This window comes from Nonomuraea sp. NPDC049269, from assembly GCF_043197155.1.
GTDB lineage: Bacteria > Actinomycetota > Actinomycetes > Streptosporangiales > Streptosporangiaceae > Nonomuraea.
Genome location: NZ_JBICSO010000009.1, coordinates 41,044 through 63,056 on the forward strand (window position 1 = coordinate 41,044; position 22,013 = coordinate 63,056).

18 protein-coding genes and 1 pseudogene are annotated in these 22,013 nt (G+C 67.1%); 11 read left to right on the forward strand and 8 right to left on the reverse strand.

Going from position 1 to position 22,013, the window contains the following annotated elements; translation table 11 throughout:
- Positions 1-57: 57 nt before the first annotated feature.
- Positions 58-921 (reverse strand): SDR family NAD(P)-dependent oxidoreductase, encoded by an 864-nt coding sequence (locus tag ACGFNP_RS43380; protein ID WP_358321893.1) that lies wholly within the window; start codon positions 919-921, stop codon positions 58-60.
- The gene (locus ACGFNP_RS43385) at positions 918-1,271 is read right to left on the reverse strand and encodes a nuclear transport factor 2 family protein (protein ID WP_393328769.1); all 354 of its coding nucleotides are present in this window, start codon (positions 1,269-1,271) and stop codon (positions 918-920) included. The genes ACGFNP_RS43380 and ACGFNP_RS43385 overlap by 4 nt, the downstream gene beginning before the upstream one ends.
- A gap of 108 nt (positions 1,272-1,379) precedes the next feature.
- Between ACGFNP_RS43385 and ACGFNP_RS43390 the strand changes: the two genes are divergently transcribed.
- Positions 1,380-1,904: a helix-turn-helix domain-containing protein gene (locus ACGFNP_RS43390; RefSeq protein ID WP_358321899.1), complete on the forward strand. Its 525-nt coding sequence runs from the start codon at positions 1,380-1,382 to the stop codon at positions 1,902-1,904.
- A 246-nt stretch (positions 1,905-2,150) separates the two neighbouring features.
- A complete protein-coding gene (locus ACGFNP_RS43395) occupies positions 2,151-2,903 on the forward strand; it encodes an SDR family NAD(P)-dependent oxidoreductase (RefSeq protein WP_393328771.1) in 753 nt (250 codons plus the stop codon).
- Here ACGFNP_RS43395 and ACGFNP_RS43400 read toward each other — a convergent pair.
- The gene (locus tag ACGFNP_RS43400) at positions 2,890-3,756 is read right to left on the reverse strand and encodes a LysR family transcriptional regulator (RefSeq protein ID WP_393328773.1); all 867 of its coding nucleotides are present in this window, start codon (positions 3,754-3,756) and stop codon (positions 2,890-2,892) included. The genes ACGFNP_RS43395 and ACGFNP_RS43400 overlap by 14 nt on opposite strands.
- Before the next feature lie 493 nt (positions 3,757-4,249).
- Between ACGFNP_RS43400 and ACGFNP_RS43405 the strand changes: the two genes are divergently transcribed.
- Positions 4,250-5,755: a carboxylesterase/lipase family protein gene (locus ACGFNP_RS43405; protein WP_393328775.1), complete on the forward strand. Its 1,506-nt coding sequence runs from the start codon at positions 4,250-4,252 to the stop codon at positions 5,753-5,755.
- A gap of 270 nt (positions 5,756-6,025) precedes the next feature.
- Positions 6,026-6,148, forward strand: a pseudogene (locus ACGFNP_RS43410) (ABC transporter ATP-binding protein); the annotation flags it as partial.
- A 432-nt stretch (positions 6,149-6,580) separates the two neighbouring features.
- Here ACGFNP_RS43410 and ACGFNP_RS43415 read toward each other — a convergent pair.
- Positions 6,581-7,564 (reverse strand): cellulose-binding domain-containing protein, encoded by a 984-nt coding sequence (locus ACGFNP_RS43415; protein ID WP_358321910.1) that lies wholly within the window; start codon positions 7,562-7,564, stop codon positions 6,581-6,583.
- A 579-nt stretch (positions 7,565-8,143) separates the two neighbouring features.
- Between ACGFNP_RS43415 and ACGFNP_RS43420 the strand changes: the two genes are divergently transcribed.
- Positions 8,144-9,100, forward strand: coding sequence for a PaaX family transcriptional regulator C-terminal domain-containing protein (locus ACGFNP_RS43420; RefSeq protein ID WP_393328777.1), 957 nt, complete (start codon positions 8,144-8,146; stop codon positions 9,098-9,100).
- A gap of 650 nt (positions 9,101-9,750) precedes the next feature.
- Here the strand turns inward: ACGFNP_RS43420 and ACGFNP_RS43425 are convergent.
- Entirely contained in the window at positions 9,751-10,821 is a 1,071-nt protein-coding gene (locus tag ACGFNP_RS43425) for a LacI family DNA-binding transcriptional regulator (RefSeq protein ID WP_358321918.1), read from the reverse strand.
- A gap of 498 nt (positions 10,822-11,319) precedes the next feature.
- Here ACGFNP_RS43425 and ACGFNP_RS43430 point away from each other — a divergent pair, with 498 nt between their 5' ends.
- The 6 genes from ACGFNP_RS43430 to ACGFNP_RS43455 all read left to right on the forward strand — a co-directional run bounded on the left by ACGFNP_RS43430 (position 11,320) and on the right by ACGFNP_RS43455 (position 18,504).
- The gene (locus tag ACGFNP_RS43430; protein WP_358321921.1) at positions 11,320-12,588 is read left to right on the forward strand and encodes a sugar ABC transporter substrate-binding protein; all 1,269 of its coding nucleotides are present in this window, start codon (positions 11,320-11,322) and stop codon (positions 12,586-12,588) included.
- Between the two features lie 8 nt (positions 12,589-12,596).
- Positions 12,597-13,538: a sugar ABC transporter permease gene (locus ACGFNP_RS43435; RefSeq protein ID WP_358321923.1), complete on the forward strand. Its 942-nt coding sequence runs from the start codon at positions 12,597-12,599 to the stop codon at positions 13,536-13,538.
- Positions 13,535-14,362 carry a carbohydrate ABC transporter permease gene (locus tag ACGFNP_RS43440; RefSeq protein WP_393328780.1) on the forward strand — a complete coding sequence of 276 codons (828 nt, stop codon included), beginning with the start codon at positions 13,535-13,537 and terminating at the stop codon, positions 14,360-14,362. Before ACGFNP_RS43435 ends, ACGFNP_RS43440 begins: the two co-directional genes overlap by 4 nt.
- A complete protein-coding gene (locus ACGFNP_RS43445; RefSeq protein WP_393328781.1) occupies positions 14,359-15,867 on the forward strand; it encodes a family 43 glycosylhydrolase in 1,509 nt (502 codons plus the stop codon). The genes ACGFNP_RS43440 and ACGFNP_RS43445 overlap by 4 nt, the downstream gene beginning before the upstream one ends.
- Before the next feature lie 33 nt (positions 15,868-15,900).
- Positions 15,901-17,283, forward strand: coding sequence for a GH1 family beta-glucosidase (locus tag ACGFNP_RS43450; RefSeq protein WP_393328783.1), 1,383 nt, complete (start codon positions 15,901-15,903; stop codon positions 17,281-17,283).
- A gap of 720 nt (positions 17,284-18,003) precedes the next feature.
- Positions 18,004-18,504: a hypothetical protein gene (locus ACGFNP_RS43455; RefSeq protein ID WP_358321934.1), complete on the forward strand. Its 501-nt coding sequence runs from the start codon at positions 18,004-18,006 to the stop codon at positions 18,502-18,504.
- A gap of 3 nt (positions 18,505-18,507) precedes the next feature.
- On the opposite strand, the gene ACGFNP_RS43460 is transcribed toward ACGFNP_RS43455, so the two are convergent.
- The 3 genes from ACGFNP_RS43460 to ACGFNP_RS43470 all read right to left on the reverse strand — a co-directional run bounded on the left by ACGFNP_RS43460 (position 18,508) and on the right by ACGFNP_RS43470 (position 22,012).
- On the reverse strand, positions 18,508-19,551 hold the full coding sequence (locus tag ACGFNP_RS43460; protein WP_393328785.1) for a hypothetical protein: 1,044 nt from the start codon (positions 19,549-19,551) through the stop codon (positions 18,508-18,510).
- 966 nt (positions 19,552-20,517) lie between these two features.
- Positions 20,518-20,790, reverse strand: coding sequence for a hypothetical protein (locus ACGFNP_RS43465; protein ID WP_358321938.1), 273 nt, complete (start codon positions 20,788-20,790; stop codon positions 20,518-20,520).
- 40 nt (positions 20,791-20,830) lie between these two features.
- Positions 20,831-22,012 (reverse strand): VWA-like domain-containing protein, encoded by a 1,182-nt coding sequence (locus ACGFNP_RS43470; RefSeq protein WP_393328787.1) that lies wholly within the window; start codon positions 22,010-22,012, stop codon positions 20,831-20,833.
- Position 22,013: the final 1 nt, after the last annotated feature.

The window sequence follows — 22,013 nt, forward strand, 5'->3', positions numbered from 1 at the left end:
CGACCCCCACCTGCATGTCCGCGGTTCGGGCTCGTAGACCCACGCCAAGGACTCGATCTACGTCCTGGGCGACGGGTCATCGGCCTGGGGGAAATCCACGGAGCGGGAGACGTTCTCGTGGGCGCGGATCTCGGTGAGCATGGGCTCCAGCTCGCCGATCACCGCGTCGTATCCGGCGCCCCCGAGCACGAGACGGTGAGGCGGGTCGTCCCGGTCGATCGCGGCCACGACGGCCCTCGCGCCCTGGAGTGGGTCTCCGGGCTGGTTGCCGTCCTGCTCGATCATGACCGCGCGGACGTTGTCCAGCATCGGCCGGTAGTCCTCGATGCTCTCCCGCACCGGCTCGTCGGCGAACCCGGCGTACGCACGGGTGCGGAAGGCCCCCGGCTGCACGGCCAGCACCTTGACGCCCAGTGGAGCCACCTCCTGGCGCAGGACATCGGTCATGCCCTCGATGGCGTGCTTGGCCGCGGTGTAGTAACCGAAGCCGAGCACCCCTCTCAGCCCGGCGACGGACGAGAGGTTGATGATCCAGCCGCTGCGCCGGGCGCGCATGCCGGGCAGGACGGCGCGGGTGACGGTCAGCACGGCGAAGAAGTTCAGTTCGAACAGCTGCCTGACGGCCGCGTCATCCATGCCTTCCACCGAGCCGTACCAGCCGCGTCCGGCGTTGTTGACCAGGATGTCGATGCCGCCGAAGTGCGCCTCGGCGGCGGCGACGGCCTGGTGGACCTGCCTGGTGTCGGTGACGTCGAGCCGAAGCACCAGCACCCTGTCGCCGTGCGGTTCGGCCCAGTCGCGCAGTTCCCCGGGCCTGCGGGCGGTCAGGGCGACGCGGTCGCCGGACTCCAGGGCCGCGTCGGCGAAGGCCATGCCGAACCCGCCGGGCGTGCCTCCGGTGATGAACCAGGTCCTGTTCATGGCTCGATGACCAGGCGCTGGATGAGGCCGTCGCGAAGGGTGAAGCGGAAGCGCAGGTCCACGGTGCCCCCGGGGAAGTCGCCGGCCAGGTGCTGGGTGACGCTGTAGTCGCCCTCGCCGGACTGCTCGGCGGCGATCGGGGTGATCGTGTACGTATAGGCGCCGGCGGAACGGTTCATCCACGCGGCGATAGCGCTGCTCCCGACGTGGGTGTGGCCTTCGTCGACCACCGTGGCGTCGGCGGCGAACAGACCGAGCTGGGCTGCGATGGCGCGGTCGCGGTGGGCGGTGAGGTAGGCGGTGATGGTGCCGGGCAGCACGTCAAAGGCGATTGCCTGGTTGTCGGGCATGGCATGTCCCTCGCATGTCGATGGTGGGCGTCGCACAGGCGACCTAGTTACTGCTAAAATGAAACCTACTTACTTCGACAATAGCAGTGACTGTTGGAGGGTTGTCCCATGCCGGCCCGGATCAGGCAAGAAGACCGTGAGTGCCCGCTGTCCGCCACGATCGAGCACATCGGCGAGTGGTGGACTCTGTTGCTGCTGCATGACGCCTTCGACGGCTATACCCGCTTCGACCAGTTCCAGGAAAACCTGCGCATCTCCTCCAGCATGCTCACCAGCCGGCTCAAGACCCTGGTCGCCGACGGCCTCCTGGAGCGCCGCCCGTACCAGACGAACCCGGTGCGCCACGAGTACGTGCTGACGGAGCTGGGCCGTTCGCTGCGCCCGGTCATCGTCGCGATGGCCGCCTGGGGCAATGCCCGCCTGGCGCCCGAGGAGCGCAGCATGATCCTGGTCGACACGGCCACCGGGGAGGAGGTCGAGCCCGTCATGATCGACGCCAAGACCGGCCGCCGCCTGGACGACAGCCGCGCGTACGTCTTCACCGCCGGCCCGGCCGCCGGCCCCGCCATGCGCGCCCGCTACACCCCGCAGCAAGGGGAACGCGGCGACCGATCCCCCGATGATCATCGGTGACATGCTGCACACCGTGCTCCGCCGCCGTGGAGGGGGCTGTCACCCAGGCACCTCCGTAGATCTCCTCGGGCGTGTCGGCGGGGATGCCGATCGACCGAACGCGATCACCGGACCGAGCTCCCATCGATAACCGCCCGGCATCGGATCATGCCAAAGCGATCATTGTTCGCGCAGGTGGCATGGGGTGTGCTGGAGAGGCGGGCCGCCACGGGCCCGCGTCCACAAAGGAATCAGGGGAGATCTAATATGGGTCAGCTCGACGGCAAGGTCACGGTGGTGACGGGCGCCAGCAAGGGGATCGGGTTCGCCTCCGCCCTGCGTTTCGCCGAGGAAGGCGCGTACGTCTACCTCACCGGACGTGGCAAGGAGGAGCTCGACGCGGCGGTGTCGGAGATCGGCGCGGCGCGCGCCACCGGGGTGCCCGGCGATGTCACGGACCTGGCCGACCTCGACCGGCTCTTCGCGTCCATCGACGCCGATGGACGCCGCATCGACGTGCTCTTCGCCAACGCCGGCGGTACGACCTTCGTCCCGCTGGCGGACGTGACCGAGGAGGACTACGAGCGGAGCATGAGCCTCAACGTGCGCAGCGCGCTGTTCACCGTGCAGAAGGCTCTGCCACTGCTCAACGACAACGCGTCGGTCATCCTCGCCTCATCCACCACGGCCGGGAGGGGGTCGGCGGGCGTCGGCGTCTACGCGGCGTCCAAGGCCGGGGTCCGGTCGTTGACCCGCACCTGGGCGAACGAGCTGAAAGACCGGGGCATCCGGGTCAACGCCCTCGCACCGGGTGGTACGGAGACACCGGCCTTCGCGGCCGCCACCCCGGAAGGGGCCAGCCTGGACGAGTTCCGCGCGATGCTGGCCGGACAAGTGCCGCTCGGGCGCGTCGCCGAGCCGGCCGAACAGGCCGCCGCGGCCCTGTTCCTGGCTTCCGACCAGAGCAGCTACATCACCGGCATCGAACTGCTCGTGGACGGCGGCATCAACCAGATCTGACCGACAGCCGATCGTGGTCCCGGCCTGCCGACACCGGGTCGACGTCCGGTCGGCTCCGCGCCACCGCGGCCGCGGCGCCGGTCAGCCGGTCGCGGACGGCCAGCGGGGTGGCGCGTGGCCAGGCCAGAACGAGTCGGCTGCGTGGCGCGCCGGTCACCGGGACGGCCACGACGGACGGCCCGAGCCGGCTGGTCGCGCTCGCCCCCAGTACGACCACGAGGTCTCCGATCGCGACCCGGTCGATGATCTCGTCCAGTCCGACCCGCGGGGGTTGCTCGCGGAACTCGGTATCGGCCCGCACGTCGCGGGCGGTGAGGCTGCCGCGCGCGGCGAGCGGGTGCCCGGCCGGGAGGAGCGCGACCGGGGACTCATCGAGGAGATCGACGGTGTCCAGGCCGTCGAGATCGTCGCTGCCGCACATCAGCGCCAGGTCGGCGGTGCCGTCCCGCAGGGCAGCGGCCAGATCGACGGTGAACAGCACCTCCACCGGCACCGGATCGGGGCCGCTCCGGTACGCGTCCAGCACCAGGGACAGCAGGGCCGCGCCGGTGCCAGGCGGGGCGGCGATCACCAACCGCTGCGGGCGCGCGGCCCGCTGGGCACGACGTACCGCGCCGTCCGCCGCGGCGAGGACCTTGCGGCTCTCGCGCAGGAACACTTCGCCGGCCTCGGTCAGGCTGACCCGTCGGCTGGTGCGCTCGAACAACTGGACCCCCATCCGGCGCTCCAGCCTGCTGATCGCCCGCGACAACGCCGGTTGCGCGATGCCCAGTTGCTCGGCGGCGCGGCTGAAGTGCATCTTCTCCGCCAGGGCGATGAAGTAGAGGAGTTCTCGCACTTCCAGGTGGTCCATAGCCATAAAAGTACAGCCGCGGCAGCGGTGACCGGCTGACGTTCTTCCCGACCTCGTCGGCCGATACGGCTACGAGGTCCGTTCTCGGGGGCGGCGAGTCGGGGGTCAGAGAGCTTTGGAATGGAATCCGGCGCTAGCGCGGCTCCCGCTGGTCAGCGCGCCCGGTCTTCGCCGATCGGCCCTGCCGTTTCGGTGACACGACATGGGCAAGCCTGCACCTCCCCGGGCGCCGGAAACGCCCGTACAGGCAAAGTCAAGGACCGCGGGAATCCGAGACGGGGCCGCTGCGAACGAGCAAGTCCTGGGTTGTCCGAACCGACGCGGCTATCTGCTCCGCCCTGGTCGGCCGACCAACGTCGACGCCTCCCTGGCACGGCGTTCTACAATACGGTTTACAACCGTCATTCTGTTGTATTGTCGCCGGCAGGTGGTCAGTGCATCAGAGCTCTTCTGCCGGGGCACCTGAGGCTGCCTCCCGGAGAAGGAGCCTTCGATGACCATGTCTGCCGAACCCGAGATCCACATCATGAGCGGGACGGTCCGCGGTCGTCGCGAAGCGGGGCCGGCGGTCTTCCGCGGCATCCCTTTCGCGCAGCCGCCTGTCGGACCGGCGCGCTTCGCGGCTCCACAGCCGGTGCGCGGGTGGGACGGCGTGCGTGAGGCGTTCGCGTATGGCCCGCCGCCCCCGCAAGCGTCGATGACCGGGGCGCCCCCTTCAGTGAACGACGTCGTGGGCGACGACTGGCTGACGCTCAACGTCTGGACTCCCGAACCCGGTCCCGGCGCCGGGCTGCCGGTCATGGTGTGGATCTATGGTGGCGCCTACGTGTTCGGCGTGTCGAGCGATCCCGGCTACGACGGGACCCGGCTGGCGGACGCGGGTGTGGTCGTGGTGACCCTCAATTATCGGGTCGGGATGGAGGGGTTCGCCCAGATCGACGGGGCGCCCGCCAACCGTGGCCTGCTCGACCAGGTGGCCGCGCTGGAATGGGTGCGCGAGAACATCACGGCGTTCGGCGGGGACCCCGACCGGGTCACCGTCTTCGGCGAGTCCGCCGGCGCCGGGTCGATCGCCGCGCTGATGGCCATGCCACGGGCGGCGGGACTGTTCCGGCGCGCCATCGCCCAGAGCGTTCCCGGCACGTTCTTCTCCGTGGAGCTGGCCGGTGACATCGCCGCTGTCATCGCCGACGAGCTTGGCCTGTCCGCGACCGTTGACGACTTCTCCGCTGTCGCCCCCGGGCGGCTGGCCGCCGCCGGTGACGCGGCGACCGCCAAGATGCGCCAGTTCGAGGACCGATGGGGTGTGGTCGCGCATACTCCTACGCTGTTCTCACCGGTGGTCGACGGTGAGGTGCTGCCCACCACCCCGTGGCAGGCCCTGGCGGATGGCGCCGGCCGGGCGGTCGAGCTGATCGTGGGGCACAACCGGGATGAGTACCGGCTGTTCGTCGCCTTCGGCGGGCTGCTGGGCCAGGTCACCGACGAGCAGGCGGCCGCGGCACTGAGCGTGTTCGCGCCGGACGGCGGGCGCGCCTACCGCGAGGCCTTCCCCGGCGCGGGCGCCGGGGAGCTGTTCGAGCTGGTCCAGTCTGATTGGTTGTTCCGCATGCCCTCGCTCCACCTCGCCCAGGCGCAGACCGGCGGTGGGGGTCGCGCACACCTGTACGAGCTGACCTGGCCCGCGCCCGGCATGGGCGGGAACCTGGGCGCCTGCCACGGCCTGGACGTCCCCCTCACCTTCGGCGTCTTCGACGCGGGCCTCGGCGCCGGCCTGATGGGCGATCCGCTCTCTCCCGAGGGCCAAGCTCTATCCCGGCACATCCGGACGACATGGACCGCCTTCGCCGCGACCGGCGACCCCGGCTGGGCCGCCTACGACCCCAAGCGCCGACTCACGCAGGTTCTGAACACCGAACCGGCGGTCACCACCTACCCGGAGGAGACCTCCCGTCGGCTCTGGCAGCACCACACCTTCGCCCCTCTGCCCCGTCTGTGACCACAACAGCGGCAGGATTCCCGCGTTGTCGTGCCGCTGTCGGACAGCTCAAGCCGGGCGCCTTGATGTGGGCGGCGCCGGGCCTGCATACGACGTCAGGTCTGCTTTTGGGACAAGCGCCGCCATTCGGCGCGTCCGGGTGTACGCCATCTGGCGTATCGGCGTCGAAACCGCTCCGCTGCCTGGGATCCACTCGAGCCGACCCGCCGAGGCAATACTCGGCCAGGAAGATCCGCGTCCCCGTCCCTCACCGTCGAGGAACACCTCCTGATTGCCGATCGACACCGCAGCCGGGGCCAATGGACGCGGGAACGCGTCTACGAGACGATGCCACGACTCGCCGAGCGCCGGGATCACCTGGCCGCGCAACTGTCCGGCGGCGAGCAGCAGATGCTCGCCATCGGCAGAGCCCTCCTCGGAAATCCCCGGCTGCTGCTTCTCGACGAGCCGTCCGACGGGCTCGCCTCGGTCATCGTCGATCGCATCCAGGACCTGCTGCTCTCCCTGGTGTCCGGAGGGACGGCCATGCTCCTGGTCGAGCAGAACCTGCGCCTCGCTCTGACCCTGGCCTCCCGCGTCCTCGTGATGTCCAAAGGGGTGATCGTGCACAACTCCTCTGTCGCCGACTTCCGCTCCGACGCCGACCGCGCCACGGAACTCGTCATTCGCGGTAGTACCGCTACTCTGCGGCCCCGAAGGCGTCGCGGCCGGTTCAACTGGGGTATGCAACGCCGAATGCGGTCTTCTCCACACGTCGTGGACGTGTGGAGAAGACGTCGCCCTTCGCCTGCACCTGCGACCTGGTCGGTCGGCCAGGACCGCCGGCTAGCCCCAGAACGCCAGGGCCTGCCTGCCGAGCGACTGCTGGCCCGCCGTATTGGCATGGCAGCCGTCGGCGACCTCGTTGCTCCTGAGACGGAACGCCCCAGGGTAGGTCACGTTCTGCGTCGTGTCGGCAGCCGCCTGCCTGGCAAGACCGTCGGTCAGTTGCGGACCGTTGGGGCCCGCCAGGAAACACGTCTGGCCGGGATCGTAGAGCGGCTGACCCGTGATGAAAATCTTGGCGCCGGAGGCCGCGTGCAAGCGCGCGTTGGCGATGAGCCGCTTCACTTCGTCATAGGTCGCGTTGGCGTTGAACACGCAGATCTGCACCCACACCGTCGTCGGCCTGCCGAACCTGCTCACCTGCTGGTCGAACTTCTGCCACGCGCTGGAATTGGGGTCGGTCCACGACTGCACGACCAAGCCGCCCGTCCCGTACGGACCCCACATGCGTCCGCCTCCGACCGCCACATACCCCTGGGCGACGTTCTCCGCCATCGAGCAGCCGATGAAGCCCATGGAGTTCGCTTGCTGAGGTCCGGTCGGGGTGACCGTCGGCGTCGGCTCGCCCGTACCGCCCGTGCACGTGACGCCGTTGAGCGCGAAGGTGGACGGTACCGGGTTACTGCTGTTGTTCCACGAACCGCTGAACCCCAAGCTCGTATTGCCGCCGGTCGCGAGGTTGCCGTTCCACGCGGCATTGCGAGCGGTCACCTGCGGACCGTTCTGGGAGACCGTGGCGCCCCATGCCTGAGTCACCTGCTGGCCGGCGCCAAACGACCAGGTCAGCATCCAGCCGGTGCCTGGATCGCCCAGATTCGTCAGGCTTACATTGGCGGTGAAACCTCCCGTCCACTGGGAGGCCACCGAGTAGGTGACCCGGCAACCGGTCGCGGCATGCGCGGTCGTCAGAACCCCGCTGACAGCGGCGGCCGCTGCTACCGAAACGACGGCTGCGACGAAGAGACGTAACCAAGATAGGCGCATCGCTTCTCCCTCAACTGCGTACTTCCGTGGTGGGCTTACGATCACAGGTCGACGTCCACAGCGACGGTCCTGGAGCATTCAGATACGTCGGGGCGGCGACGAAGTCCCCTTTCGGATATCCGGCGTACGGATGCGCCGAGCCGTGGCCCAGCGCGAGCGCGGCCATTCGGCGACATGGTCGACCGGGCGCTGTTGCCCGACGGGTAGCGGCGCCGGGGTAACGGCGAGCCCGCCCTTCATCGAAGCCATCGCTGCCTCCACCGACGACTGCCATCCGCAAGGGACCGTAAGACATTTCTGCGACGGTGGTCAACGCCTTTGTCAAATTTCCGGGAGATTCGGCTGGTGGCAGCCTTGTCGCAGGGCCGCGGTCGTGAAAGTTCCACGGTCGTACTGACCCGATCTTCAAGTTGGGATGGCGCGGCACCTCTGTCTCGGCCACGCCCGGCTGCGGTCTGCCGTCTTCATCTGGACGCCGGTGTCGGCCGTCGGCGTGGCGCGCCATCCACGGCGAACAGTTCGAACGGCATCACACGCGTCTTCCCATCTGGCCGTGATGATGGGGCACTTGGTGATCGAGTGGCCGGCTACCGCAATACAATCCGCACATGCGCTCTGACCTCGCCCGCAGCTGCACAGCCGGTCGCCGGCATGTCTGAGCCTCGAGACGAAGCGGCGTCGGCCGGCCCGTTCAACAACGCCTCCGAGGAACGGTTCGTCCTGTCCCGCCGCTACGCCGCGGGCACGGGCGGTGTTCGGGGACTGTTGATCACGGTTCTCGGTGACTATGTGCGTCCGGCGGGGCGACCGGCGCCTACCTCGGCCTTCGTCGATGCGCTGGGCCGCTTCGGCGTAAAGGAGGAAGCCTGCAGGCAAGCCCTGGCGCGCGCCTCCGCGGACGGCTGGCTCCTTCCCGAACGTGAAGGGCGATACACGTGGTGGCACCTCAGCCCGGCGTTCGCCCAATTCCTCAACCTTGGCACTGAACGGATCTTCGGCTTCACCGCGACTCAGCCGGAGTGGGACGGCCGGTGGCTGGTGGTGCTGGCACGAGCCGCGGAAACGAACCGGGCCGGACGCCACCTGCTGCGCACGCGACTGCGGTGGGCTGGGTTCGGGAACCCCGCGCCGGGGGTGTGGGTCAGCACGCACACCGACCGGGTCGGCGAGGCGGAGTTTATACTGGACGAAGCCGGGGTTCGCGAGGATGCGCAGGTCTTCCTGTCCGAATACCTCGCCGGCGGTGAAGTGTCGACCCTCGTCCGCCAAGCGTGGGACCTTGACGATGTCGCGCGGCAGTATGAGGTGTTCCTCGCCGAGTTCAGGCGGCCGCCTTCCAATGATCCGTTGGTCAGGCACACACAACTCGTGCACGCCTGGCGCCGGCTTGCGCTGATCGATCCCGCACTGCCTGCGGAACTGCTGCCTTCGGGGTGGAGCGGCGCTCGCGCCGCGAAGCTCTTCCATCGGCAACATGCGAGGTGGGAGCCGGACGCGATGCGCGAGTGGGAACGCATCAGCAGACCGTCTGGATAGACCTCGATTCGCCGGCAGTGGGTCAATGCCACGGCCAAAGGCCCCGCCTGCGAACCAAGGACGCAAAGCGGGCTTCTTGGCGAAGATCGCCGCGCGGTCCACCGCGTCGGTCAGCCCCTGGCCGCCGCCCTGCTGCGGTCCACGGTGACCACCAGTCGATCCAGCGCCCGATGGGCAGGGTGGTGTTCAGGCCAACGTTCGCGCCGGCACCGATGAAGCGCAGGGTGTTCGACGGGGTTACGTCGACGAGCACGCCGTCGGTGCCAGGATTGCCGGATGGTGGGAGTCGGTCCCGCCGCTGACGGTGGCGTCGCGTCCGTTACCTGAGGAGTTGGTGACCGTGCCTCCCTGCTCGGGGTTCCGGGCGACCAGGACCGAGCCGGACTCGTGCCCTAATGCGGCTTGAACTGCGTGGATGAGGTTTCGGCAGGCACACAGTACCGGCCGTTCGAGATCGAAGTGAGGGAGGCACATGGCTGACACACTGACCGGCGTAGCGACTTCACCGCGACCGATCTCTTGACCGGCGGCGAAGTGTGATCCATCACCTCGAAGCCGGTCTTCACCGCCACGATGACAATGTCTGGCACCACGAGTTGGGGCCGAGACCGCCACCGCGCTGCGCCACTACAGCCGGCAGCAGGTTTCTGTCAGTCGTTGGAGCAACCGCAGGTTCCGCCACGCCACACCACACACGCGAGAGTTTCATGACGGCTCGCGTCTTCGTTGCCCTCGAGGGCTTCGAGGAGGATCCGCACCGCGACCCGCCCGACGTCCTCCATTGGCTGTCGCACCGTCGTCAAGTGCGGTGTGATCAGCCGTCCCGCCAGTATTCCATCGAAGCCGGTCACCGCCACTTGGGCCGGCACGTCCATGCCCTGTCCCCGAAGCGCGTCGATGGCGACGATGGCCTCCTGATCGGTCGCGCACACGAGAGCCTGCGGGAAGGAAGGTCGATCGAGAAGGCCGCGGACGGCGTCGATAGTCGACTGATCGTCGCCGGGATGGCTTCTCACCGGGGGCGGAGGGGCGATGCGCGCCTGCCGCAGGACTTCGGAGAAGCCCTCATAGCGCGCCACGAACTCCGGGGTGCCCAACTCGCCGAGGTACGCGAATTCGCGATAACCGTGATCGATCAGCAAGTGCTCGGTAAGACGGGCCATGGCGGCGCGGTTGTCGACGAAGACGGTGTGCATCCCCTCTCGCCGGATTTCCCCGCCGAGTTCGACGACGGGTATACGGGCTGAGATCTGTTCCAAAAGAGCGCCCGATGCGGCACCGGCGAACGCTATGAGGCCGTCCACGCGCCCCGCGACATCGATCACGCTCGGCAAATGTCCAGGATTATGGCCGGAACCGAGCATCAGCGCGTAACCGTGCCGCCGGCACTCCAACTGGACGCCCCGCTGGACCTCGTCCGAATACAACGGGAAAAGCCGTCCGTCAGGAACGCGAGTCAAATCAAGCGGAGCGGAATCCGGGAAATCCGCAGCCGGCTCGAGCAGATAGTCGAACGCATACAGGCCCAGCGCTCCGGTCTTTCCTTTGGCAAGCCCACGGGCATTCGCACTGGGCACATAGCCGATGGAGTCGGCAGCGCGCAGAACCGCTTGCAAAGTGTCCGCCTTCACCCGCTCTGGCTTGGTGAACGCAAAGGAAACCGTTGCGATCGACACTCCGGCAAGTTGCGCGACATCGTATACCGTCGGTCGACTCGTCACGTCCGCCCCAATTCACGTCAGGAACCCATCAAGAGCACTCGTACAGTACCGGTTCGCCGGCGCTCCAAGGCGCTCCCTTCGATTGTCGCCCGGCGACCGGAAGGCTCAGCCTTGGCACGCGACCGCGCGGTGGACACAGTCAGCCGGGACCCTCATCACGATCATGTCCCGCACGAGGAGAGCCGCCCCTGGAAAACGCGGCCGCCATACGGAAGCCGCGCGCCCGGGATGACGAGCAGACCGCGTCGATCTTGAGATCCATCCCTTCGACCAGGACTTATCGCCGCACGGATCAAGAACGGCGATCCGCGTCGGGCGTGCGGCGCGCGCATCACCGTGCGAAGAGTTCAGCAGTGAGCATGGTTGCGCCACCCCATGTTATGCGCTTAGATGCCGGAACGGAGTCGATCCGGCACGACCTGTGCTCGCAGTGGAGCACCGTTCGCGCACCCCGCAACCCCCCATGCACGAAGGGGAACGATGATGATCCGACGGAATATGGCGACGGCCACAGCCGTCACCGCGACGCTTGCACTCATGCTCAGCGGTTGTGGGCGTTCGAACGACCGCCCACAGAACGACGTGTCAGCAAGTCGCCTGACGAATGGTCCGGCCACAGGCACCGTCACTATCTGGGCGCAAGGCACGGAGGGTGAAGCGCTCGCCGACTTCCTCAAGCCCTTCAAAGAGAAGAACCCCGGCATCGAGGTCAAGGTGACCCCGATTCCGTGGGACTCGGCGCAGAACAAATATCAAACGGCGATCGCCGGCGGAACGACTCCAGATATCGGCATGCTGGGGACCGACTGGATGCCGACGTTCGCCTCGGCGCTCCGTCCGACGCCCACCGAGATCGACACGAGTGACATTTTCCCGGTTTCGCGGCAGACGACGAACATCGGCGGAGCGCAGCTGGGTGTGCCGTGGTACGTCGAAACGCGAGTGATCTTCTATCGTACCGACTTGATGAAGAAGGCGGGGTTCGACAGCTTCCCCAAAGACTGGCCGGGATTCAAGGCGCTCGCCAAGTCGTACCAGGACAAGGCCGGGGCGAAATACGGCGTCGTGCTTCCGTCCGGCGGCTGGAACGGTTTCTTGAGCAGTCTGCCGTTCGCCTGGTCGAACGGAGCCGACGTCATGAACTCCGACCAGACGAAGTGGACGTTCGACACCCCGAAGATGGTCGAGTCCCTCGAATACGTCAACAGCTTCTTCAAAGAAGGCATCGCCAACAAGAATCCCGATTCCGAGTCGGCGTCCACAGCCTCGGCCTTCGTTGACGGTACCGTCCCGATGTTCATCAGTGGCCCGTGGGACATCCCGGGGCTGAAGACCGCGGGCGGCGCCGGTTTCGAGGACAAGTTCGCGGTGGCGCCGATCCCGGCCCCGCCGGGCGGCACGTCCACCTCGTTCGCGGCCGGCGCCAACCTCACCGTGTTCAAGAACTCCAAGAACCCGGACGCGGCATGGAAGCTGATCCAGTGGCTCACGCAGCCCGAGGTCCAGGTCGACTGGTTCAAGGCGGTCAACGACCTTCCCTCGCGGCAGTCTGCGTGGAAGGACACCGCGCTGACGAGCGACCCGAAAGTGTCGGTGTTCGGTGAGCAGCTCAAGAGTGTCAAGACGGCTCCTGCCCTCACCACGTGGACGCAGGTGTCGGCGGCCGCCGACACGGAGATCGAGCGGATGGCCCGTGGCGGCAAGAGCCCGCAGGACGCGGTCAAGCAGCTGCAGTCCACCGCCGATTCGCTGGGAACCGGCGAATAGGCATGGCCGTGACACGAGTCGCCGGCGCCGGAGCGTTGTCGCGCTCCGGCGGCGACAGCACCACCAGGGCGCGTCGTCGCCGGATGACGGTGGTGGCCTACCTCTTCGCTCTGCCGTTCATCCTGAGCTTCGCCGTCTTCATGGTGTTCCCGCTCGTCTCGTCGTTCCTGATGTCCTTCACCGACTTCAGGAACAGCGACATCGAGAGCCCGCTGGCCGTCAAGTTCGTCGCGATGGACCAGTACCTCCGGCTGTTCGAGAACCAGCAGTTCGTGCGGTCGCTGCTGAATACCGTGTACTTCGTCGCAGTGGGCATCCCGCTCACGATGGTCGCGGCTCTCGCCCTCGCCGTGGCGCTCAACAACGGGATCACGCGATTCCGCACGGCATTTCGCGTCGGTTTCTACGCCCCCGTGATCACGAGCATCGTGGCGGTCGCGGTGGTGTGGCGGTTCATCCTCCAACCGGACGGCCTGCTGAACACCGCGCTCGATACCGTCGGCATCCAGGGCCCGGACTGGCTCAATGACCCGCTCTGGTCGATGCCTGCCATGATCCTCATGGCCATCTGGCGCAACATGGGCACCCTCATGATCATCTTTCTTGCCGGGCTGCAGAACATCCCCGCGAGTGTGCTGGAAGCGGCCGCCGTCGACGGCGCCACCGCCTGGCAGCGATTCGTCCGGGTGACGCTTCCGATGCTCCGCCCGACACTGCTCCTCGGCGCCGTGCTCCTCTCGGTCGGGTATCTGCAGTTCTTCGAGGAACCGTTCGTCATGACGAAGGGAGGCCCGCTGGACTCCACGCTCTCAATCAGCTATTTCACCTACAACCAGTTCGGATTCGGCAACTACGGCACCGCGTCGGCGGCGAGCTACGTGCTCTTCATCGCCATCGCGCTGCTCAGCATCGTGCAGTTCCGAGCCTTCCGCCCCAAGGAAGCGCCATGAGAAAGCCCATCATCCCGGGCCGGGCCCTGGTGTACATCGTGCTCGTCATCGCCGTTGTGGCCACGCTCATCCCGTTCGTCTGGATGTACCTCGGTTCGGCGAAGACGCAGTCGGAACTGCTGAGGCGACCGCCCACATGGTGGCCCGAGACTTTCACGTTCGAGAACTTCGCCACGTGGTTCGGCCGTCTGAATTTCCAGACGTTCTTTCTCAACAGCGTCATCGTGGCCGTCTTCACGGTCCTCGGAACGCTGTTGTTCTGCTCCATGGTCGGCTACGCGCTCGCGAAACTCGACTTCGCCGGCAAGCGGGCCCTCTTCCTGCTCGTTCTGGTCACGCTCATGGTTCCGGGCGTCGTCACTTTCATCCCGCTGTTCGTCGTGGTGAGCAAACTAGGGATGGTCAGCACCTACCCTGCGCTGATCATTCCGTTCCTCACAGGGCCGATGGGCGTCTTCCTCATGCGCCAGTTCATCAGTGAGATCCCCGACGCGCTCATCGAAGCCGCCCGCATCGACGGCGCGGGCGAGGTGCGCATCTTCACGCGCATCATCCTGCCGCTCTGCGGGCCGGCATTGGCGACGCTCGCCATCCTCACCTTCCTCGGATCGTGGAACAACTTCCTGTGGCCGCTCGTGGTCGCGCAGACCGAGGACATGTACACCCTCCCCGTTGCGCTCTCCCTGTACTCGGTGGGGCAGAACGCGACCAACTACGGAGTCCTGCTGGCCGGCTCCGTGCTGGTCATCACCCCCGTGCTGCTGCTCTTCGTGGCCCTGCAGCGCTACTTCATCCAAGGAATCGCGGCGACCGGAATCAAATGACCTTCGAAACGCGAAAAGGCAGGCGCCGCGAGGCCGCCGGCGTGCATCCCATCATCGGCGGCTTCTACCCCGACCCGAGCGTCTGCCGCGCCGACGCCGACTACTACCTGGTCAACTCCTCCTTCGAATACTCCCCCGGCGTCCCGGTCTGGCACAGCACCGACCTCACCCATTGGACCCAGATCGGCAACGCCCTGGCCGGCACCGATGGGTTCCAGGCGGGAAAAGCCGGCGCCAGCAAGGGAATCTACGCTCCGACACTCCGCCACCACGCGGGCCGCTTCTGGCTGATCACGACGAACGTCTCCACCAGCGGCGGCCAACTGTTGACGTCGACGACGGACCCGGCCGGCCCGTGGGCTCCGGCCGTGGTGATCGACGGCCTGGCGGGCATCGATCCCGACCTGGCCTGGGATGACGATGGCACCTGCTACGTCACGTACTGCTCGACACGCCCCGGCCTGGAGGGCATCGCCCAAGCCCGCGTCGATCTCGAAAAGGGGGTGACGCTGGAGGAGCCGAGGCCCGTATGGCAGGGAACCGGACTGGCCTTCCCGGAGGCTCCACATCTCTACCGCCGCGACGGGTGGTGGTACCTGGTGATCGCCGAGGGCGGCACGGAACGTGGCCACGCCATCACCATCGCCCGATCCCGAAACCCCGACGGCCCCTTTGAGCCCGCCCCCGGCAATCCCGTCTTCTCGCATCGCAGCACCACGCATCCCGTGCAGAACACGGGGCACGCGGACCTCGTCGAAACCCCCGACGGACGGTGGGCGGCCGTGTATCTCGGCGTCCGCCCGCGCGGGATGACCCCGATGTTCCACGTCAACGGCCGCGAGACATTCCTCGCCGGCATCGACTGGATCGACGGGTGGCCGCAGTTCGACGAGGGGCACTTCGTGTACGAGATCCCCGACCGCTCATTCTTGGATCGATTCGCCGACCCCTCACTCCATCCTCGCTGGGTCTCCCCCGGCGCTCCCCTCGGCGAATTCGTCTCACCCGCCGAACCCGGCATTTCGCTGATCCCTGCCGCCTCCGCCAGCGGGAACGTCAGTGCCCTCATGACCCGTGTGACCGACGAGCGCTGGCGCTTCGACGTCGCACTACGGACGGCCGACGGCGCGGCGGGCGTCCTGCTCCGACTCGATGACCGCCACTGGTGCGAGGTGCGCGTGAACGACGGCTCGGCGCACGCGGTCCTGCGCATCGGTCCGCTCGAATCCCCCATCGGCGAGGCCGCGACCGGCCTCGGGCCGACGCCGACGGTACGGATCGAGTCACTGCCCGCCACCCACGACGGCCCAGATGACATCGCCTTGTCAGTGATCCGCAACGGCCACACCGTGATGCTCGCGCGCTTCGACGGCCGATACCTCTCCACCGAGGTCGCCGGCGGATTCACCGGCCGGGTCGCCGGCGTCCGCGCCATCAGCGGCACGGTCGAAGTCGCCTCTGTGCGGTACGAGGCGGATGACGCCTACGTCGATCCCCGGCCGTGACGCCATGACTCAAACCTTTCGCGAGGAGCTCCAGTGAGGTTTCCCCACGAGTTCGTCTTCGGGTCCGCGACGGCCGCGTACCAGATCGAAGGCGCCGCCACCGAGGACGGGCGCGGCCCGTCGATCTGGGACACCTTCAGCCACACGCCCGGTCGGACGTTCAACGGCGACACCGGAGACGTCGCCGACGATCACTACCACCGTCTCGACGCCGACCTCGACCTGATGGCCGAGCTCGGACTCGAGGCTTACCGGTTCTCCATCGCCTGGCCGCGGGTCATTCCGACCGGCGTGGGCCCGACCAACCACAAGGGCGTCGATTTCTATTCGCGCCTGGTCGACGGACTTCTCGAACGCGGCATCCGCCCGGTGGCGACGTTGTATCACTGGGACCTCCCCCAACCCCTGGAGGATGAGGGAGGGTGGACCAGCAGAGCCACCGCCGACACGTTCGCCGAGTATGCGCGGGTCATCAGCTCCGCGCTCGGGGACCGTGTCGACACCTGGACCACGCTCAACGAACCCTGGTGCTCGGCCTACCTGGGCTACGGCAGCGGCGTGCACGCGCCCGGACGCACGAGCAGGCTGGAGCCGCTGCTGGCCGTGCACCATCTCAACCGCGCGCATGGCCTGGCCATCCAGGCGATGCGTTCGGAGGTCAAACCCGACGCAAAGTTCTCCGTCACGCTCAACCTGCACGCGTTCCGCCCGGACGGCCCGAGTGGCGAGACCGCGCGCTCAAAAGTGGAGGCGCTGTCGAACGACGCGTTCCTGGGGCCGATGCTGGAGGGTCGTTACACCGACCGGCTCCTGGAAACGACGGCCGACATCACCGACTGGTCCTTCGTCCAGGATGGGGATCTGGAAATCATTCACCAGCCCATCGACGTCCTGGGCGTCAACTACTACAACACCAACCGGGTGCGGATGTCGGACGGGTCAGGCGGTCGGGAGCGGTCTGACGGACATGGCCGCTCGACCGCTTCTCCTTGGCCCGGTGCCGAAGGCGTCGAGTTCCTCACCCAACGGGGCCCTCTGACCGAGATGGGCTGGAACATCGATCCAGACGGCCTCCGTGACCTCCTCACCGAACTTCATGAGCGATACCCGAACCAACCCCTCATGATCACCGAGAACGGCGCCGCCTTCCCGGACACCGTCGACAACGGGATGATTCACGACGAGGACCGGATCGACTACATCCGGCGGCACCTTCAGGCAGTATTCGACGTCATCGAAAAAGGTGTCGATGTGCGCGGCTACTTCTTGTGGTCGCTCATGGACAACTTCGAATGGGCGTATGGATACTCGAAACGCTTCGGGATCATCCGCGTCGACTACGACACCCAGGTCCGCACGCTGAAGGACAGCGGCCGCTGGTACGCCAACGTCATCCGCTCGCGCGAGCTCTCATGACCATGCTCAGCCGCATGGCCCTCCACTCCGGATAGACCGTTGAAGCTGCCGCCGACCGGATCCCGCCGGACCGCCGAACCCGTGGCCCCATTCCGGCGACGGTTCCGGCAACGGTGCATTCGGACCTGCTCGCGGCAGGGTTCATCGGCACGCCCACCGCGATCGCCCCCACCGCGAAGAGCGAGCTGATGGACAGGTCCAGCCCGTCCTGTCGGTGTGGCGGGCAAGATCTTCACAGCGGCCAAGGGTTGCATGGTGGAGAGGACGAGGCCGTTTGGGGTCCCAGCCGACGTAGCGGATGAGGTGACAGAGCACCAGCAGCTCAACGTCCTTGGACAGATCAGCGCGGACCAGCACCGCCAGCAGGACGTACAAGCCTCGCACCAACCGGTAGACAAGCGACACCAACACCTCGCGATGGTCCCAGCCGCCGCCCTGATCATGCAGCAAAACACCAGCTCAGAGCCGAAATTATATTTCCGAGCGGGACACGGCACCAGGAAGTTCCCAAACCCCGAACGCACGCGTATCGGCCAGCGCGCCACCGACCAAAGGAGGCTGTCAAGTCGCCGACCCGCCACACAACCCGCGTGGCAGTTCCACGACCCTGATCATGCAATCCCGGCACGATGGGCCACTGAACCACGCATCCCGTTGTCGCTTCGGCCGACATCGGAGCGTACGTTCATAACCGAAACCACGTTCGAGATGGTGATGATCATGACCACTCCGATACCTGCTCCCGAGCAGATCGGTACCGTCGACCTGGCCTCCTGGACCGTCGTCCCGGGCCAGTCCAACCCGGACAAAGACGACCACGGCGCCTGGGCGGTGACCGCTGGCGATGAGGAGCAGAACGCCCTGTACTTCGAGATCGCCGACGCGACGCACCCTCGGCAGGTGGCCGAGTTCCTCGTCGAGGCGGTACAGGCGCACGCCACCAGGATGCGGCTGGGCGCCGCGTTCGACGATGTCCTGCGCGAGCGTGAACGGGGCCGCCGCGCCCCCGTCGGCGCGGACCTGTACGAAAAGGATCGCGGGCGGCTGGTGGCGCTGATGGCCCAGCTTGGCCAGGTCGCCGCCGAGGTGTACGAACCGGCGCCAGCGCCTGAGCGCGACGAGCAGCGGAAACGGGTCTATGACGGGGTTACTCAGGTCGCGGCTCTGGCGGTGGCCTGGCTGGAGGCCATTCACGCCCGCTATGGAATCGACGGCGCGTGAGAGTCACTCTGTGCGTGCCCCGTTGAGGGAGTCCACGACGGCGGCCAGGTGGTGCGACAGGGAATACGCCTTCCACTGGCTACCGCCGCCAGGGCCGCCGTCGCCGCGGGCCGCTCTGGCAATCTCGCGGTCGCCCCAGGAGAAGTCCGGCCCAGCCGACGGCCAGTCAGGAGATCCGACCAGGGCGTTGCACAGCTTGAAGAAGGAGGTGTGCTTGCCGCCCTCTTTCGGCCAGGCATACACAGACCACTGCTGGCCGGTGGTGTAGCGCAGATTGGGGTCGGGCCTGGCCCCGTCGTCGACCGGTGCGCCGCCGGGGTAGTCAACTCCGTAGTCGCCGTAGCCCACCTCGGGCCACCGCTCCCTCACTTGGGTCCACAGGTCGGCCTCCAGCCTCGGAATCCGGCTCACCCGAGGTTGCCGTGCCGGGATGAAGGGTTTCGGAGGAGGCGGCGGGAATGAGCCCGCCGCGACGGTGACCTGCCAGTCATGCTCACGCAAATGCAGCAGCGGGCCAGCCACCCCAGCGCACGTGTCGGCGGCCGAGCACACGTGGCCGCAATCGAGCACCACATCGGCACGCCCCGCCGATTCGCCGACCGCGTGAAGCTGGTCCAGAAGAATACGTGAGTCGCTCAGCTTGCACGCGAAGGGCTCGGCCACGCGCAGACATACACCCTTGTGCTGTTCGGCGGCGGCGTGCCTCACCTCATCAAGATCCTCGGGCGGGTCGTCTGTGTGGATGACCGGGCGAAAGGAGTACGCGTCGAACTCATCGGCGAGAATCCGCAGGGCCTCTCTCGCCCCTGACTCGCCGAACCTCGGCGCGAGAGGTCTGGTATCGAATGCCAGATCGATACCGATGTGCGCGTCAAATTCGTCGACCTGCCCAACGAGACGATTCACGACATCGTTGATGTGCGCGTCCGTGGGTCGGGCAACTACTTCGATAATGGGCCGTATGACTTCTTTGACAAGCTCGCTCGCCTTTCCGAGCGCCTGCAAGTTCGGCCTGCGTCCTCTGAGAATTACGACGTACACCGTCATGACCTGGTTCTCCGTGCGGTTGGCGAACCTCATGACCGATGGAGCAGCCGTCCACGCCTATCGGAGAGCCGCCCACCTGTCCGACACCTTTGACGGTGAGGGGGACAGGAAAGCCCGTCAATAACCATGCCGATAGACCTTGCGCTGTAGAGGCCGTCAATAGATGTTCGCGCGCATCTCGGCCTTACGATCGAGTCAGCAGCCGAGCACATCAGCACCAGAGACCAAGCGTTGACGGCCCTCACTGACGCTGGTGCCACTCGCCTGATAGACGCGCCTCGCCCACGCACCCTGAGCGGCCTCGGCCTGCCTTTTTACGTACTCGCGCCCGCCCCCAGCGTCGTGGCAGCCCTCGGCCTTGAACCCACGGAGGGCATCTGCGGTTTCAGCCTCAGCGACGCCGCAGGCCAAGCACTTGTCTGCCGCCAGTGGCACGGTCACCTCGTCCACGACGGTAACTACGAACCGCTCCTGCCTGCAGCCGAAGGAGCGGATCTACTTATCCGTCCCGACCTGTTCACCCGTCTGCACGACACGATCGGCGACCCCCGCTGTCGATCCGGCGTCAAGGTCCACCACATGTCAGGGGACGGAGATGACAACCTTCGATGATGAGTAATTAGCCGGGGATACCCAGGTGGAAATGCGCATCTGGCCTTCCGGCTCACCGATGTCTTCGGGGCGGTCACCAACTGGGCCACTGACTCAACTACTCAGCAGCCACTCCTCGTATGTCTTGACACTGCGCCTACCGAAAATCACATCCATGCACATCAAGCAGGATCTCTGCATCGCCTTCGAAGCGACTACAAGTCATCCTGGCGAGCAGACGCACATCGCTTACCGATGACTGCTCGTTGGTTGCTCGTACGCGTTCGACCTGCCGTGGGGCTGGGCCTCGTCACGGACACCTGGCCCACCACAAGCGTGCCGAGATATGAGACAAAGGGCACATAATGGCGACGGTCACGGACGCATGGTTGCTCGATGGTTGCTCGCGTTATGCGATACAGCGCGGCAGGCATCGGCACAGGCCGACACGACGATGGGAAGAATCCCGGCCACAGCAACGGTCCGATCGGCCCAGTCCAGCTTCGGGAGCCCGGCCTGCCGCCGCAGCACCGCCACCTCGTGGCGCAACATCATGATCTCCGCGTCCTTCGACGCTTGGCTGCGGCTCAGCGTAATCAGCCGGCTGAACACCCGGAGCATGATCAGATAGAGCAGGCGAGCAAACACAAGACGTGATCTTGTCTGCAGGTACGGACCGGCAGGCGTATCACGCGTCAGCGGTTCGAGGAACGCGGATGGCCTCGACCCAGGCGGGCGGGGGCGGTGGGTCCGCGCCTATGAGCGCGGCAATGAGGCGGGACGACGACGGTGCCTCGGGCCATGGAGTGAAGCCATCGGTCAGCACGATCACGACGCCGGGCCGTTCGGGCAGGGCGAGGGCTGCCCTGATGCCGACCCGCATGTCGGTGCCGCCCCCACCGGCGAGATTCACCTGCTGCGCGGACGTCACTCGCGCAGCGGTCCGCACGTCGGCATCGCAGGCGAGCACCGTGACCCGATTGCCGCCGACGCCGACCTCCCGCAGCACGCCGGTGACCTCGGCGAGGGCCGCCGCGAGGTCGTCCTCGCCCATGGACCCCGAGGTGTCGATGACGATCGCGACGACCGGTAGTGGGCGGCGCAGGCTCGGCAGCACGACGCCGCGCAGTGCGGCGGTGCGGCGGGACGGGCGGTGGTAGGTGTAGTCGACCGCCCCGGTGGCCCAGGCGACCGCCTCCCGTACGGCGCCCGCGAGCACGCGGCGCCAGTCGACCGTCGGTTCCAGGATCTGGTCCGCCCAGCGTTGCCAGCCGGCCGGCAGGCTGCCGCGGTTGCGCCGGTGGGCGCGCATCGCCTCGGCGGTATGCCGACGCAGAGCCTCGGCCTCGACCGTGTTGACGCCCGGTCCGCCGTCACCGGTGATCTCCCAATCACCCGGTGAGCCGTGGGCGCCGGAGCCGCAGTCGGAGCAGACGGCGGACGGTGGCAGCTGCGGGAGATACTCTTCGAACAGCCGTCCGGTCGCCAGCCCGAAGGTGCCGGGTTCCACCCGGCCTTCCGGCAGCGTCAGGCCGTCGGCGAGCAGGTCATCGTTGATCTCGCAGTCCTGGGCGACGTTCACGCGCAGCCGGTCGAGCTGGTCGGTGGCCGGTAGCCGGTCCGCACGGCCGTGGTGGTCGCGTAGCACGTGAGCCAGCTCATGGATCCATACGCCCGCGAGTTCGGGAACGGACGTCGCCGCGACGAACGCCGGTGACACGTAGCACCGCCAGTGCCGGTCGACGGCCATCGTCGGCACGGCGCTGCTCGGCACAACCGTCAGCGAGTAGAGCGCGGAGGCGAGGTACGGCCTGTCGCTCGCGGCGAGATACCGCGCGGCGAGCAACTTGACCCGGTCGAATTCGGCCATG

Bases quoted from the DNA above. Each gene is read 5' to 3' on its own strand.
- ACGFNP_RS43380 (WP_358321893.1), bottom strand. From the start codon at position 921: ATGAACAGGACCTGGTTCATCACCGGAGGCACGCCCGGCGGGTTCGGC.
- ACGFNP_RS43385 (WP_393328769.1), bottom strand. From the start codon at position 1,271: ATGCCCGACAACCAGGCAATCGCCTTTGACGTGCTGCCCGGCACCATC.
- ACGFNP_RS43390 (WP_358321899.1), top strand. From the start codon at position 1,380: ATGCCGGCCCGGATCAGGCAAGAAGACCGTGAGTGCCCGCTGTCCGCC.
- ACGFNP_RS43395 (WP_393328771.1), top strand. From the start codon at position 2,151: ATGGGTCAGCTCGACGGCAAGGTCACGGTGGTGACGGGCGCCAGCAAG.
- ACGFNP_RS43400 (WP_393328773.1), bottom strand. From the start codon at position 3,756: ATGGACCACCTGGAAGTGCGAGAACTCCTCTACTTCATCGCCCTGGCG.
- ACGFNP_RS43405 (WP_393328775.1), top strand. From the start codon at position 4,250: ATGACCATGTCTGCCGAACCCGAGATCCACATCATGAGCGGGACGGTC.
- ACGFNP_RS43415 (WP_358321910.1), bottom strand. From the start codon at position 7,564: ATGCGCCTATCTTGGTTACGTCTCTTCGTCGCAGCCGTCGTTTCGGTA.
- ACGFNP_RS43430 (WP_358321921.1), top strand. From the start codon at position 11,320: ATGGCGACGGCCACAGCCGTCACCGCGACGCTTGCACTCATGCTCAGC.
- ACGFNP_RS43440 (WP_393328780.1), top strand. From the start codon at position 13,535: ATGAGAAAGCCCATCATCCCGGGCCGGGCCCTGGTGTACATCGTGCTC.
- ACGFNP_RS43445 (WP_393328781.1), top strand. From the start codon at position 14,359: ATGACCTTCGAAACGCGAAAAGGCAGGCGCCGCGAGGCCGCCGGCGTG.
- ACGFNP_RS43455 (WP_358321934.1), top strand. From the start codon at position 18,004: ATGACCACTCCGATACCTGCTCCCGAGCAGATCGGTACCGTCGACCTG.
- ACGFNP_RS43460 (WP_393328785.1), bottom strand. From the start codon at position 19,551: ATGACGGTGTACGTCGTAATTCTCAGAGGACGCAGGCCGAACTTGCAG.
- ACGFNP_RS43470 (WP_393328787.1), bottom strand. From the start codon at position 22,012: ATGGCCGAATTCGACCGGGTCAAGTTGCTCGCCGCGCGGTATCTCGCC.